Here is a 13,895-nt window from a genome sequence, read left to right on the forward strand (position 1 = left end):
TTCAAGCCGTCGTCATGCCCAGGTTCTGGCGCGAAGTCAGCGCCGGCGTTGCCACCACCGGCGACGCTGCGGCGCGGGTGCCGGTGACGGCGGCGTACTGGGTTTGGCCGCGGCAACCGATGAGGTCTCAGCCTTGGCCGATTCCTCTTCTGTGCTAGCGGTTTCAGCGTCCTCGGCCGCTTCGTCCGTGCCCTCGCCGCTGTCGGCGTCATCGGCCTCGGACTTCTCCGACTCCGAGGCTTCGGTTTCGGACTTCTCGGTCTCGTCGGTCGCCGCTTCTGCGGAGGATTCGTCCTCGGTGTCGGCGGCGTCTTGTTCGGCCTCGGACGCATCGCCTCGGGGCTCCGCCGTTTCGTCCTCAGCCTCGGGCTCGTCAGTGGCGGCCTCGGCGGCTGCGTCTTCTTCAGTCTCGGCGGCCGGCGCGGTCTCGGGCTCTGTTTCGGCTTCGGGTTCGGATGCCTCTTCAGCCTCGGCTGATTCGGTCTCGGCCTCGCTAGACGGTTCGGCGTCAGCCTCCGCGGCTTCGGCTTCAGGCTCTAGCTGTTCGGCTTCGCTTTCAGGCTCGGATGCCGCAGCCTCGGGCTCGTCGGTGACTGCCGCGGCTGCTGCCTCATCTTCAGTCTCGGCTGTTGGCGCGGTCTCGGGCTCTGCCGCCTCGGCTTCTGTTTCGGCTTCCGGTTCCGATGCCTCAGCATCGGCAGTCGGTTCGCCCTCAGCCTCGAGGTCGTCAGCCTCCGCGGCTTCGGCCTCAGCAGCCGCTTCATCTTCAGTCTCGGCGGCTGGTTCGGACTCGGCCTCGGCAGATGGTTCCGCGCTAGCCTCCGTGCCTGCGGCTTCAGGCTCTGGCTGCTCGGCTTCGCCCTCATGCTCGGACTCCGCCGTCTCAGCCTCGGGCTCGTCAGGGACGGCCTCAGCAGCTGCGTCATCTTCAGTCTCGGCGGCTGGCTCGGACTCGGCCTCGGCAGATGGTTCGGCGTCAGCTTCTGTGCCTTCGGCTTCAGGCTCGGCGGCCTGCGCCGTCTCGGGCTCTGCTGGCTCGTCCTCGGCCTCGGTTTCCGATGCCTCGGCGTCGACGGCTGGCTCTACCTCAGCCTCGGGCTCGTCGGATTCAGCCTCGGCAGCTGATTCGGCGTCAGCCTCCGCGGTCTCGGCGGCTGTCTCGTCCTCAGCTTCCGCAGTGGACGCCGCTTCTTCTTCACCGGCTTCGCTTGCGGGCTCGGCCGCCTCGCCGTGTTCAGCCGGCGCATCGTTGGTCTGCGGTGCGATGGCTTTCAACTCGACCGCAGCAGCGGCATCGGCACCTTCGTCCTCTGCCACGGCATCCGGGTGCATGTCCTCGGAATGTTCGTCTGCGGTATCGGCATCGCCCGCGACCTTCGCGGCCGCCACGACGCCCGTTGCAGCCGCCACGCCGACCAGGTCCTTGCCCAGCTCGTCGACCACCGATTCATCGGAATCGTCACGCGGGCGGCCCGCCAAGGTGGCCGGTTCCTCGCGGCCCTTGGGGGCCAACATGATGTAGACGACGGCGCCGATGAAGACGAACGTGGAGGTGAAGGTGTTGATGCGGATACCGGCCAGATGTGTGGCGGCATCGCTGCGCATGAGTTCCACCCAGAACCGGCCCACGCAATAGCCGGCCACGTACAGCGCGAACAACCGGCCGTGGCCGATCCGGAACCGGCGGTCAACCCAGATCAACAGGGCGAAAATCAGCAGGTTCCACAGCAACTCGTAGAGAAACGTGGGATGCACGACCGCCAGCACGGTGCCGTTGGAGACGCCGTTGAGCTGATCGGGCAGACCGGCGGCGTTGCGCCGATCGTAGATCTCCAGGCCCCACGGCACCGACGTCGCGCGGCCGTAGAGTTCCTGGTTGAAGTAGTTGCCGAACCGGCCGATCGCCTGTGCGAGCACGATTCCCGGGGCGATGGCATCGCCGAACGCGGGCAACGGAATTCCGCGTCGCCGACACGCGATCCATGCGCCGACCGCGCCGAGTGCGACCGCACCCCAGATTCCGAGGCCACCCTCCCAGACCTGGAACGCCGCGGCCAGGCCCTTGCCCTCGGGCCCGAAGTAGGTGCGCCAATCCGTCATGACGTGATACAGCCGGCCGCCGACGAGGCCGAAAGGCACGGCCCACAGCGCGATGTCGTAGATGACGCCGGGCTCTCCGCCGCGCGCCGCCCACCGCCTGTCACCGATTATCAGTGCCGCGACGATCCCGGCGATGATGCACAGGGCGTACGCACGGATCGGTACCGGCCCCAGATGCCAGACGCCCTGTGACGGGCTGGGCAGGTATGCGAGGACGGTTGTGGTCAAGCCGAAATCCTTTGCCGAACACCGGTGGCCAGTTCTTCGGTGAGCGTGCGGACGGCGTCGAGTCCGTTCTGCAAAGCAGAAACAAGGGCCGATCCGACGATCACACCGTCAGCGAAGGCTCCGATTTCGGCCGCCTGCTGTCCGGATCGCACGCCGAGGCCGACTCCGACCGGGATGTCCGAGATTTCCTTCACCCGGCTCACCAGCTCGGGCGCTGCGCTGGAGACCGCGTCGCGGGCCCCGGTGACGCCCATTGTCGATGCGGCATAGACGAATCCGCGGGAGGCCTGCACGGTGGCCGCCAACCGCTGCGGGGTCGACGAGGGTGCCACCAGAAAAATCCGATCCAGCTGATGGGCATCCGAGGCCGCCAGCCAATCGTCGGCCTCTTCCGGAATGAGGTCTGGGGTGATGAGACCGTAACCGCCAGCTGACGCGAGATCGCGCGCGAAAGCGTCAACACCCTTGCGCAGCACCGGATTCCAGTACGTCATCACGACCGCGCGGCCACCGGCGTTGCTGATCGCCTCGACGGCAGCGAGGGTGTCGCGCACGCGGACTCCCCCGGCCAACGCAGTCTCAGTCGCCGCAGCGATGGTCGGCCCGTCCATGCCGGGATCCGAATACGGCACGCCGACTTCCACCAGATCGCAACCGGATTCAACCATCGCAGTCATCGCCGCGATGGACGTCGGCACATCGGGGAAACCGGTTGGCAGGTAGCCGATCAGGGCTGCCCGTCCTTCCGCCCGGCACCCGTCGAACAGTTCCGCCAACCGGCTCATCAGGCGCCTCCCTCGTCAAGCAGGCCGAACCACTTGGCCGCCGTTTCCACGTCCTTGTCACCGCGACCGGAGATATTGACCAGGATGATCGCCCCGTTGCCGAGCTCCTTGCCGAGCTTGAGCGCCCCAGCCACGGCGTGCGCCGATTCGATGGCCGGAATGATGCCCTCGGTCCGGCACAGCAACGAGAACGCATGCATCGCTTCGGTGTCGGTGATGGGCCGATAATCCGCGCGGCCGGTGTCCTTCAGGTAGGCGTGCTCGGGGCCGACACCCGGGTAGTCCAGGCCTGCCGAGATCGAGTGGGACTCGATGGTCTGCCCGTCCTCATCCTGCAGCAGGTAGGAGAACGAACCCTGGAACGCGCCCGGCGACCCACCCGAGAAAGTCGCGGCGTGCCGTCCGGTTTCTACGCCGTCACCGGCGGCTTCGAAGCCCACCAGCCGCACACCGGGATCGTCGATGAAGGCGTGGAAGATGCCGATGGCGTTCGATCCGCCGCCCACGCACGCGGTCACGGCGTCGGGCAGCCGCCCAGCCTGATCCTGGATCTGTGCACGTGCCTCCAGCCCGACGACGCGCTGGAAGTCGCGCACCATGAGTGGGAACGGATGCGGGCCTGCCGCGGTCCCGAAGCAGTAGTAGGTCTCGTCGGCGTTGGTGACCCAGTCGCGGAATGCTTCGTTGATCGCATCCTTGAGAGTTTTCGACCCGGCCTCCACCGAGACCACCGTCGCGCCGAGCAGCCGCATCCGCGCCACGTTCAGCGCCTGCCGCTCAGTGTCGACGGCACCCATGTAGATCACGCACTCGAGGCCGAGCAGAGCACACGCGGTCGCGGTCGCGACACCGTGCTGTCCCGCGCCGGTCTCGGCGATCACCCGGGTCTTGCCCATCTGGCGAGCCAGCAACGCCTGGCCGAGGACATTGTTGATTTTGTGAGAACCGGTGTGGTTCAAGTCTTCCCGCTTGAGGAAGAGCCGTGCCCCGCCGGCGTGCTCGGAAAGCCGGGCAGCCTCGTACAGCGGCGACGGCCGCCCGGTGTAGTGCCGTTGCAGCCTGTCGAGCTCATCGAGGAAGGCTTGGTCGCCGCGGGCCTTTTCGTAGGCCGCGGTGACTTCCTCGATCACCGCCATCAAGGCTTCCGGCACGAGTCGGCCGCCGTAAGAACCGAAGTGGCCTCGGGCGTCGGGATCATGGACCGTGGGTTCGGCCACGGCTGCGCTGGAACGCGGCAGCTCGGGACCGGCGATATCCGCCATCAGTGTGCCTCTTCGCGACAGCGGCTCATTGCCGATTCAACGAGCCGGTTTCGGGCAGGACGGGTGGGTACCCGCGGTCACCAGATCGGCGACCGCGCTTCGGGGGTCACCACTGGTGACGAGTCCCTCACCGACGAGGACCGCGTCTGCGCCCGCGCCGGCGTATGCCAGGAGATCCGCCGTACCGCGGACACCGGATTCGGCGATGCGGATGACGTTGCTGGGCAGCCCCGGCGCAATACGCGCGAAGCAGTCCCGGTCGACCTCCAGGGTCTTGAGATCCCGTGCGTTGACACCGATCACGCGGGCGCCGGCCTGCAGGGCACGGTCGGCTTCCTCTTCCGTGTGCACCTCGACCAGAGCCGTCATGCCGAGTGACTCGGTGCGCTCCAACAACGACTCGAGCACGGGCTGTTCGAGCGCGGCGACGATGAGCAGCAGCATGTCCGCTCCGTGCGCGCGCGCCTCGTGGATCTGATACGGCTTGACGATGAAGTCCTTGCGCAGCACCGGAATTGACACCGCGGCGCGCACCGTGTCCAAGTCGGCCAACGAGCCGTGGAACCGGCGCTCTTCGGTGAGCACGCTGATCACCCGGGCGCCACCATCCTCGTAGGCGCGGGCCAACTGCGCCGGGTCGGCGATATTGGCCAGTGCGCCGCGGGACGGGCTGGCACGTTTCACCTCGGCGATGACGCCGATCCCGGGTTCGCGCAACGCTGCCATCACGTCCAGTGGTGCGGGTGCATCCAGGGCGCGCGCCTTGATTTCCTCAAGGCTGATGACGGCCTCGCGAGCCGCAACGTCGGCGCGGACTCCTTCGATGATGGAGTCGAGCACAGTGGCCGAACTCATCGCCGTCGATTCCTTTCCGGTGCGCCCGGGACGATCCCGGTGGACCTCACTCGAAGGGTAGTCGCCGCCACACATTCTGCTGTCACCGACCCTTGTTGTCCGGATCGGACTGCTCACCGTTCTGCCCACCCGTCGGATCGTGCCCCTCGTCGAGGGCGTCCCAGATCATCCGTTCGGACATTGGGGCATCGGCGTTCTCGCCCTGGGCGGCGGCCCGGCGAGCCCCCGGCGCCGCGTAGCGTGACGCTACCGCGCGTGCTCCGGTCGCCGACCGCATGAGCAGCACCGCGCCTGCGAGTGCGCAGACCGCGGCAACCAGTGTCAGTACGGCGCCGCCGTAGTACTGATGCGTGCCGGTCAGTTGCGCCACCGGCACCAAGGCCAGGTCCGCCGCACGCACCGCGACGTCCTTGGCAACCCACAAGCTGATTCCCAGATAACCCATACCGGCACTGGCGACGGCGACGAGCAGAGCCAGCAGCCGCAACAGCCAGCCCCGCACCGCCAGGACCGCGACGGCGGCCGCCAGCACCACCAGCGCGAGCGGGATCAACGCTGTGGACCACATGGCACCCGTCAGCACGGTGTTCTTGGGCTGGCCCAGCCCGTCGAACGACGACACCTGCACCCACGACATCCGCGACGCGCCCCACAGGGCCAGGGCGGCCGCCACGAGCAGAACCTGCGCGACCCGCATCATGGTTCGGTGAGCGTGTCGGCGGCGGCGATCGCGTTGAGCACCGCTTTGGCCTTGTTCGCCGATTCGTTGTACTCGTAGGGGCCGTTGGAGTCCGCCACGACTCCCCCGCCCGCCTGTACGTATGCGGTGCCGTTGCGCATCAGGGCGGTGCGGATGGCGATGGCGAAGTCGGCGTTGCCTGCGAAGTCGAGATAGCCGAGCACCCCGCCGTACAGGCCGCGCCGTGTCTTCTCGACCTCCTCGATGAGCTCCATGGCCCGCACCTTGGGCGCGCCGGACAGGGTGCCTGCCGGGAAGCAGGCGGTGACCGCGTCGAGTGCGGTCTTGCCGTCCGCGAGTTCGCCGGTGACCGTCGAGACCAGGTGCATGACATGGCTGTAGCGCTCGATGTGGCTGTAGTCCTCGACCCGCACGGTGCCGGGTCGGCACACGCGGCCCAGGTCGTTGCGACCGAGATCGACCAGCATCAGGTGCTCGGCGCGTTCCTTGTCATCGGCCAACAGCTCCTTCTCCAGCAGCACGTCCTCTTCGTCGGTGGCCCCGCGCCAACGGGTTCCCGCGATGGGATGCGTGGTGGCCCGCCCGTCGGTGACGGTGACCAGTGCCTCCGGGCTGGATCCGACGACCGAAAAGTCCAGTCCGCCTTCGGCATTCGGGACGTTGAGCAGATACATGTACGGGCTGGGGTTGGTCACCCGCAACAGGCGGTAGACGTCAAGCGGATCGGCCGCGGTGTCCATTTCGAATCGCTGCGACGGCACCACCTGAAACGCTTCGCCGGCTTCGATGTCGCCGACCAGTTTCTCGACGATGGCCGAGTACTCCTCGACGGTGCGCTGCGCCCGGTGTTGCGGCGCGGGACGGCTGAAGGTCGCGACCGCCGAGGCCAACGGTTGCCCGAGTGCCGCCGTCATCACGTCCAGGCGTGCGACCGCGTCGTCGTAGGCCCAGTCGACCCGCTCATCGGTGGCATTCCAGTTGACGGCGTTCGCGATCAACGTGATGGTGCCCTCGTGGTGGTCGACCGCCGCGATGTCGGTGGCCAGTAGCAGCAGCATGTCGGGTAGGCCGAGGTCGTCGACAGCCAGTTCCGGCAACCGCTCCAGGCGCCGGACCATGTCGTAGGCGAAAAAGCCCACCAGCCCCGAAGACAGCGGCGGCATACCGGGCACGGCAGCTGTGGCCAGCAGCTCAAGGGTCATGCGGACAGCCTCGAGCGGATCGCCGCCGCTGGGGGCGTCCTGCGGCGTCGCGCCCAGCCACACCGCCTGGTCGTCGCGGACGGTCAACGCCGACGGCGCGCCGGCGCCGATGAACGACCATCGCGACCACGACCGGCCGTTTTCGGCCGATTCCAGCAGGAACGTTCCGGGCCGGTTGGCGGCCAGCTTGCGGTACGCCGACAGCGGCGTCTCGCTGTCGGCCAGGACCTTGCGGGTCACCGGGACCACCCGATGTTCGGCGGCCAGCGCCCGGAAGTCCTCACGCGACGTGGTGGAAGCAAGCGTGTGCACGCAGATGATCCTCCCAGACTGGACGCAATAGGTCGGCGTAGCGTGGACGCTCATGACAGCTCTTAAGACGGGTGACACCGTTGCCGAGTTCGAACTCCCCGATCAAACCGGCACGGTACGCAGTCTGACGAGTTTGCTGGCCGATGGGCCAGTTGTGCTGTTCTTCTACCCTGCGGCGCTGACGCCCGGCTGCACCAAAGAGGCCTGCCACTTCCGCGACCTGGCCGCCGACTTCGCCGCGGTCGGTGCGTCCCGGGTCGGAATCAGCACCGACCCGGTCGCCAAACAAGCCAAGTTCGCCGACATCCAGCGGTTCGACTACCCGCTGCTGTCCGATGCCGACGGCAAGGTGGCAGGCCACTTCGGTGTCAAACGTGGCCTGCTCGGCAAGCTGCTGCCGGTCAAGCGGACCACGTTCGTCATCGACACCGATCGCACCGTGCTCGACGTGATCTCCAGCGAGCTCAGCATGGACACCCACGCCGACAAGGCGCTGGCGGTGCTCAGGGCGCGTTGACCGCGCGCAGCACCGCCGCCATCGACGCGGCGAGCACCGAATCGCTGCGACCGCACGCCCAGCCGGTTTTGCCGGCGCAGCGGTACTCGAGGTAACTGACCGCCTCCCGTCCGACGGATTGCTGCGCCAAGCTCAGCACCTCGACGTCGCGCCCGACGGCGCTCAGCGCCGCCGTCAGCGCATCCAGTGGGCCGATCTCCCGATGCGTGCTGGTTCGGGTCTGGCCGTCGACGACGAGGGTGATCTCGGTGGTCTCGTCGCGACCGGTGTGCCAGTCCTTCAGCTCGACCGGGCCGCCGGGCTGCAGATACGCGGCATCGAACAGGTCGAACAGCTCGGCGGCGGTGACCTCCGCACCATGGGTGTCGGTGTGCTCCTGAACGCGGCGGGCGAAGTCGATCTGTAACCGGCGCGGCAGGTCCAGGCCATAGTCGGTGAGCAGCAGGTAGGCGATGCCGCCCTTGCCGGACTGCGAGTTGACGCGGATCACCGCGTCGTAGGTGCGTCCGATATCGGCCGGGTCGATCGGCAGATACGGGACCCGCCAATCGATTTCACGTTCGGACCGGCCTTCGGCCGCGGCCCGGTCCCGATGTTCGGCCAAGCCCTTCTTGATGGCGTCCTGGTGCGTGCCGGAGAACGCGGTGTGCACCAGATCGCCGACGTAGGGGTGGCGTTCGTGGATCGGCATGCGCGTGCAGTAGGCGACGGTGCGGGCGATCTCGTCGATGTCGGAGAAGTCGATCATCGGGTCGACACCCTGGGCGTGCAGGTTCAACGCCAGGGTTGCGATGTCGACGTTGCCGGTGCGTTCCCCGTTGCCGAAGACGCAGCCTTCGACCCGCTGCGCGCCGGCCAGCACCGCGAGCTCGGCACACGCGATGCCCGTGCCTCGGTCGTTGTGCGGATGCACCGAGAGGATGACGCTGTCGCGACGGGACAGGTTGCGGTGCATGTACTCGATCTGGTCGGCGTACACGTTCGGGGTGGCCACTTCGACGGTCGCGGGCAGATTCAGGATCACCGGCCGGTCTGGACTGGCCTGCCACAGGTCGGTGACGGCGTCGCACAGTTCCAGCACATAGTCGGGTTCGGTGAGGTTGAACACCTCGGGCGAGAATTCGAAGCGGACGTTGGGCAGGTCACCGGCGAACTCGAGGACGTCGCGGGCCCCGGACATGATCAGCTCACGCAATTCGGTGCGGTCCTTGCCCAATACGGTGTTGCGCCACACCGGCGCGGTGGCCGTGTACATGTGGATGACGACCTCGTTGCGGACGGCTCGCACCGACGCCACGGTGCGTTCGATGAGATCGCGCCGGGCCGGGGTGAACACCGCGATTGCGACATCGGACGGGGCGATCTCGGAATCGGCCAGCAGCCGCACGAAGTCGTAATCGGTCTGCGACGCCGACGGGTAGCCGACTTCGATCTCCTTGTAGCCCATGGCCACCAGCAGCTCGAAGAAGCGCCGCTTGCGGGCCGGATCCATCGGCTCGGCCAGCGCCTGGTTGCCGTCGCGCAGGTCCACCGGAACCCACAGGGGTGCCGCCGTGAATCGGGCGTCCGGCCAATGTCGTTGGGTGAGTGGAACATCCACGCGGTCGAAAACGGATGCATAGCGATGCGACGGCATCTTCGAGGGCTGCTGCCGGTTCCACATCGGGGTTTGGTTCATGCTGGTGTGCTTTCTGCTCGGTCGGTGATGGGGTCGACCGGCGCAACAACAGCCCCGCGGCAGGGGGCCGGTCGGTCAGGCCCTGCCGAGGCAGCTAAGGAGAAGCACGCGCGTCATGATCGCTACAATATACACAACTCCTCAGACAAGTAGAGAGGTTGACATGGCTTCGCAGGTGCAACGCCACCCGTTGGCCGCGCAAGCGGCGCAGTTGCTGCTGACCCGGATCCGAGCCGGCGAGTGGCCGCTAGGCCACCGGCTCCCCGGCGAGACCACCCTGGCCGCCCAACTCGGGGTGGGTCGCTCGACGCTGCGTGAGGCCATCCGCGAGCTGGCGGGCAAAGGCGTGCTGGAAAGCCGCCAGGGCGCCGGGGTTTTCGTCACGGCGCTGGACGCCGCCGAGGACTGGGACACGGTGCTGCGTAGCGCAAACATCGTCTCGGTGATCGAAGCCCGCATCGCCATCGAGGCCGAGGGCGCCGCGTTGGCGGCGGCCCGGCGCACCCCGGCGGACGTGCGGACGATCCGGCGTACCCTCGCGGCCCGCGGTGAACGGGGCCAGTCGGTTCCTGAGCACGTCGACGCCGACATGGCGTTTCACCGCGCGGTGATCGCCGCCGCACACAACGATGTGCTGACCCAGTTGTTCGACGCGTTCCTGCCGCGGCTTCGGCTGGCGATGATCGACATGCTCAAAATCCGTCCGATCGCATCCGAACCCTGTGACCACGACTTGCATCAGCAACTGGCCGACGCCATCATCGCGCGGGACCCCGCCGCGGCGGCGGCCTCCAGCCGAACCCATCTGAGCGCACTGAAGGAATCCTTTTCATGACACCGGTTTTGGAGATCAGCGACGTCACCTTCCGCCGCGAAGGCAAGCAGATCATCGACGGCATATCGTTGACCGTTCAGTCCGGGGAGCACTGGGCGCTGCTGGGACCGAACGGCGCAGGCAAGAGCACGCTGCTGGGATTCTGTGCGGCCGTGACCTTTCCGACCACCGGCACGGTGCGCGTGCTGGGCGGTCAGATGGGGCGGACCGATCTTTCGGTGCTGCGGCGCTCCATCGGCCATGTGAATCCCCGGCACCGACTGCAGTATCCGCTGACCGTGCGCGACGTCGTGCTCACGGGGATCACCGCCACCATCGACACCGCGGCCCGCTGGACGCCGAGCCCCGACCAGGTGGCCCGCGCCGAGGAGCTCATCAACACCGTGGGGCTGGCCGCACGCACCGACGCGACATGGCCGACGCTCTCGCAGGGTGAGCGGGGCCGAACACTGATCGCCCGGGCGCTGATCTCCGATCCCGAGCTGCTGCTGCTCGACGAGCCGACCACGGGCCTGGACGTCGCGGCCCGCGAACAGCTGCTGGAAACCCTTGACACCCTGGATGATTCGCATCCGGACATGGCATCGATCCTGGTGACGCACCATCTGGAGGAGCTGCCGACCTCGACGACACATGCCCTGCTGATCGCGCAGGGCCGGACCGTCGCGAGCGGCCCGGCCCGGGAGACGGTCACCACCGATCACGTCACGACGGCGTTCGCGCACCCGGTCGAGGTCGGCTTCCACGAGGGCCGCTGGTCGGCACGAGCCAAGGCCGGGCCCCGGATCCGCTAACCCGCGGGCGCCTCTCGGCGGCGCCGACGGGCTTCGCGGTGCCGGGTCACCGGTGTCGTGTCGACGACGCGCGTGACCATGGTCGCCAGAAAGCGTGACGGCTGCAGTTCGGGCGGCACCGTGTCATGGCGGATCGCGATATCGGGAAGTGCTGCCAGCGCCTCGTCCACCGCGGCGGTTTCGACGTCGACGATCTCGAAAAGCGCGTCAGGCTCGGCTTTTTCGACGCTGTCGACCTCGTCGTCCTCAACCGGGGCTGCGACGTCGTAATCGATCATCACCAGTGCGACGGCATGGTAGGCGTCGTCCTCGGTGCCCAGCTTGCCGAGCAGGTCGATCAGCCATTCGGCCTTGTCGGGCTCGGTGGTCAGGATCGTCGAGCGCAGGCCGTAGACGAAGCCGAGCGCGGCCATCGGATGACGCAGTCGCAGATTCTTGGCGTCGCCGTAGCTCTCCTCGACCCGGTTGGCGGCGTTTTTGCCGAAGCTGGAGTCCATCCGCTTGGTGCTGATGAGGAGTTCCGGCCCGGTGTCCCAGTCCGACATCACCACGTCGACCTGCTTCATGTAGTGCTTACCGAGGATGCTGGCGCTGGAGCCGGCGACGCCCTTCATGGAGCGGCGCAGCCGGTGCTCGATGAGTTGACGCTCCTTGAGCGGCAGCCCGTCGAGCAGGTTGGCGATGGCACTTGGCATGATCCGCGGTTCGCTGGGCCGTGGCCACACCGCATCGGTGTCGAACCCGGCTCGACGCAGCTCATAAGCCAGCCACACATCCAGGGCCAACGCCGGAACACCGGTTGTCGACGGCGCGTCCAGATGAAGCGGCACACCCAGAAGCCTGCGCAACACCCGGAAGTCAGGACGGTAGATGAGCTCATCGCCGCAGCGCACCCACGGGTTGGTGTGCTCACCGCCGGGCGCGGCGTCGGCGACGATCCGGTCGAAAATGGCCCACGCGGTGGCTTTCGTCGACGGTTCAGCGGGCACGCCGCGACCTTACCGCCCGCCGCGTGGCCAATGAATGCCGCGCTGTGCGAATGGATTCCAGATCCGACAATGCGAGTGCATCGTCGACCAGGTATACCGCGTCGAGCAACTGACCGTTGCGCAGCAAGGCCGTGATCCGTCGCCGCACGGCACGCAGCGGTGCCGCCCGATCGGCGATGAGCTCGGGCGCAGGCACCAGCCACCGATCCGCTTCGCGTGGTTCGATTTTCAGTATTCCGCCGCCATAGGACCGGCCGGTCATCTCGGCGTGCAGCAGCGTCACCGAATTCAAGGCCGCCAACGGGAGCAAGTCGCGCCCGAGGGTGGCCAGCCCGTCGCGCAGATACACGCCGTGCACCGAATTGAGGTGATGGGCCTTGACCCGGTTGGTCACCAAGCGTGGGGTGTCGGCGTTCATACACGTCAGCAGCAAGTCTGCGGGCGCAACCAGGGGCACCAGGTACCACGGTGTGCGCACCCGGCACTTGTAGGCCAGGTGCACCCCGGCGGCGTGACCGGCGTCGAGGTAGCGCTGCGCCGCCGCCGACAACCGCCCTGCCGGCCGGAACAGCTGGGTGGATTTGCCCTGCTCCCCCAGCTGTGCCAGCTGATCGGCGGTGAGCGTAAGCCCGCGCAGGTGGGCGCTGCCGGGCGGGGACAACGGCAGAAGATCGGTGCGGCGCAGCCCCAACTCGCGCACTCGGTCCGGAGACAGCGCGAAGAAGCCGTTGTTGCCGGTCACCATGCCCAGCGTGGTGTCGCCCCACAGCTCCAGGTGAGCGAAGCGACCCGCGGTGTGCAACGCGTGCAGCGCGTCGACGGGGCCATTGCCGATCAGCCCGCTGACCCATTTGTCGGCGGGGTCGCGCGGCGACCAATTGCGTTGAACCAGTTCGGAACTCAGCGACTTGACGTTGTGGGCACGGTGGATGACGGCGTGGCCGGACGGCCCCTGATCGAACCCGTCGGCCAACAGCAGCACGATGTCGGCTTCGGCTTCGGGAAACACCTGCTCGTCGAACATCACCAGCTCGACGTGGGCGAAGCGGTCGAACAGGAACTTGCGCACCGCGGCCGCATAGTTCACGCTCAGCAGCTCCGCGGGCAGCACCAGCGCCATCCGGCCGCCGGGCCGCAGGAAGAGTGCGGAATGCACGGTGAAGGCCGCCCAACTGGACGCCAGCCCGGACAGTGCCACGCCGGCCTGCAGCGCCGCGCGCCGCGACTGGGCCCGCACCTGCCCGCGGAAATCCTGGTAGCGGATGTAGGGCGGATTGCCGATCACGGCGGTGTATTCCGGCCGAGGGGCGACGTCGAAGAAATCGGCGGTGCGGATGTGCGCCTTGCCGCCGGCTTCGGCAACCCGGCGCCGCGCGGCGGCCGCACTGGCGGCGTGGATCTCGACACCGTCGACCTGCGGAGCCGCAGTACCGAGATGCTGCAGCCGCTCGGTGGCAGCGAGCAGAAACGCCGCGTCACCGGCCGACGGCTCGAACACCCGATCTTGGCTACTGCGAACGGCCCACCGGGTGAGATACCGGGTGATCTCGACGGGCGTGAAGAAGGCACCACGCGCCTTGCGCGCCGCGGCGGAATCGCCGTCGGAATAGGCTGCGCTGTCGGTCACCCCGTCATTGT

Annotated in this window: 12 protein-coding genes; 3 read left to right on the top strand and 9 right to left on the bottom strand. The window is 67.7% G+C overall.

Going from position 1 to position 13,895, the window contains the following annotated elements; translation table 11 throughout:
- Window positions 1–36: 36 nt before the first annotated feature.
- The 6 genes from lgt to A5784_RS15455 form a co-directional block, all read right to left on the bottom strand.
- Window positions 37–2,328 carry a prolipoprotein diacylglyceryl transferase gene (lgt, locus tag A5784_RS37605; RefSeq protein ID WP_082944862.1) on the bottom strand — a complete coding sequence of 764 codons (2,292 nt, stop codon included), beginning with the start codon at window positions 2,326–2,328 and terminating at the stop codon, window positions 37–39.
- Window positions 2,325–3,113 carry a tryptophan synthase subunit alpha gene (gene trpA, locus A5784_RS15435; RefSeq protein ID WP_064945790.1) on the bottom strand — a complete coding sequence of 263 codons (789 nt, stop codon included), beginning with the start codon at window positions 3,111–3,113 and terminating at the stop codon, window positions 2,325–2,327. Before trpA ends, lgt begins: the two co-directional genes overlap by 4 nt.
- A complete protein-coding gene (gene trpB, locus A5784_RS15440) occupies window positions 3,113–4,375 on the bottom strand; it encodes a tryptophan synthase subunit beta (RefSeq protein WP_064945791.1) in 1,263 nt (420 codons plus the stop codon). The genes trpA and trpB overlap by 1 nt, the downstream gene beginning before the upstream one ends.
- A 36-nt stretch (window positions 4,376–4,411) precedes the next feature.
- Window positions 4,412–5,230 (bottom strand): indole-3-glycerol phosphate synthase TrpC, encoded by an 819-nt coding sequence (trpC, locus tag A5784_RS15445; RefSeq protein ID WP_064945792.1) that lies wholly within the window; start codon window positions 5,228–5,230, stop codon window positions 4,412–4,414.
- Window positions 5,231–5,312: 82 nt separating this feature from the next.
- Complete coding sequence (locus A5784_RS15450) at window positions 5,313–5,930, bottom strand: TIGR02234 family membrane protein (protein WP_064945793.1); 618 nt, start codon at window positions 5,928–5,930, stop codon at window positions 5,313–5,315.
- Window positions 5,927–7,444, bottom strand: a complete 1,518-nt coding sequence (locus tag A5784_RS15455) for an anthranilate synthase component I (RefSeq protein ID WP_064945794.1) — start codon at window positions 7,442–7,444, stop codon at window positions 5,927–5,929. The genes A5784_RS15450 and A5784_RS15455 overlap by 4 nt, the downstream gene beginning before the upstream one ends.
- Window positions 7,445–7,496: 52 nt before the next feature.
- On the opposite strand from A5784_RS15455, the gene A5784_RS15460 reads away from it, so the two are divergent.
- Window positions 7,497–7,961: a peroxiredoxin gene (locus A5784_RS15460; RefSeq protein WP_064945795.1), complete on the top strand. Its 465-nt coding sequence runs from the start codon at window positions 7,497–7,499 to the stop codon at window positions 7,959–7,961.
- On the opposite strand, the gene A5784_RS15465 is transcribed toward A5784_RS15460, so the two are convergent.
- Entirely contained in the window at window positions 7,948–9,597 is a 1,650-nt protein-coding gene (locus tag A5784_RS15465; protein ID WP_082944869.1) for a 2-isopropylmalate synthase, read from the bottom strand. The genes A5784_RS15460 and A5784_RS15465 overlap by 14 nt on opposite strands.
- A gap of 205 nt (window positions 9,598–9,802) precedes the next feature.
- Here A5784_RS15465 and A5784_RS15470 point away from each other — a divergent pair, with 205 nt between their 5' ends.
- Window positions 9,803–10,474, top strand: coding sequence for a FadR/GntR family transcriptional regulator (locus A5784_RS15470; protein WP_064945797.1), 672 nt, complete (start codon window positions 9,803–9,805; stop codon window positions 10,472–10,474).
- A complete protein-coding gene (locus A5784_RS15475) occupies window positions 10,471–11,268 on the top strand; it encodes an ABC transporter ATP-binding protein (RefSeq protein WP_064945798.1) in 798 nt (265 codons plus the stop codon). The genes A5784_RS15470 and A5784_RS15475 overlap by 4 nt, the downstream gene beginning before the upstream one ends.
- On the opposite strand, the gene A5784_RS15480 is transcribed toward A5784_RS15475, so the two are convergent.
- Together A5784_RS15480 and A5784_RS15485 are read right to left on the bottom strand one after the other, a co-directional pair.
- The gene (locus tag A5784_RS15480) at window positions 11,265–12,257 is read right to left on the bottom strand and encodes a hypothetical protein (protein ID WP_064945799.1); all 993 of its coding nucleotides are present in this window, start codon (window positions 12,255–12,257) and stop codon (window positions 11,265–11,267) included. The genes A5784_RS15475 and A5784_RS15480 overlap by 4 nt on opposite strands.
- Window positions 12,247–13,884, bottom strand: a complete 1,638-nt coding sequence (locus A5784_RS15485) for an N-6 DNA methylase (RefSeq protein ID WP_064945800.1) — start codon at window positions 13,882–13,884, stop codon at window positions 12,247–12,249. The genes A5784_RS15480 and A5784_RS15485 overlap by 11 nt, the downstream gene beginning before the upstream one ends.
- Window positions 13,885–13,895: the final 11 nt, after the last annotated feature.

It is taken from the genome of Mycobacterium sp. 852013-50091_SCH5140682 (assembly GCF_001665685.1).
Classification (GTDB): domain Bacteria; phylum Actinomycetota; class Actinomycetes; order Mycobacteriales; family Mycobacteriaceae; genus Mycobacterium.

Coding starts and splice junctions, on each gene's coding strand:
- trpC (WP_064945792.1), bottom strand. CDS start 5,230: ATGAGTTCGGCCACTGTGCTCGACTCCATCATCGAAGGAGTCCGCGCC.
- A5784_RS15465 (WP_082944869.1), bottom strand. CDS start 9,597: ATGCCGTCGCATCGCTATGCATCCGTTTTCGACCGCGTGGATGTTCCA.
- A5784_RS15460 (WP_064945795.1), top strand. CDS start 7,497: ATGACAGCTCTTAAGACGGGTGACACCGTTGCCGAGTTCGAACTCCCC.
- A5784_RS15450 (WP_064945793.1), bottom strand. CDS start 5,930: ATGATGCGGGTCGCGCAGGTTCTGCTCGTGGCGGCCGCCCTGGCCCTG.
- trpB (WP_064945791.1), bottom strand. CDS start 4,375: ATGGCGGATATCGCCGGTCCCGAGCTGCCGCGTTCCAGCGCAGCCGTG.
- A5784_RS15475 (WP_064945798.1), top strand. CDS start 10,471: ATGACACCGGTTTTGGAGATCAGCGACGTCACCTTCCGCCGCGAAGGC.
- trpA (WP_064945790.1), bottom strand. CDS start 3,113: ATGAGCCGGTTGGCGGAACTGTTCGACGGGTGCCGGGCGGAAGGACGG.
- A5784_RS15470 (WP_064945797.1), top strand. CDS start 9,803: ATGGCTTCGCAGGTGCAACGCCACCCGTTGGCCGCGCAAGCGGCGCAG.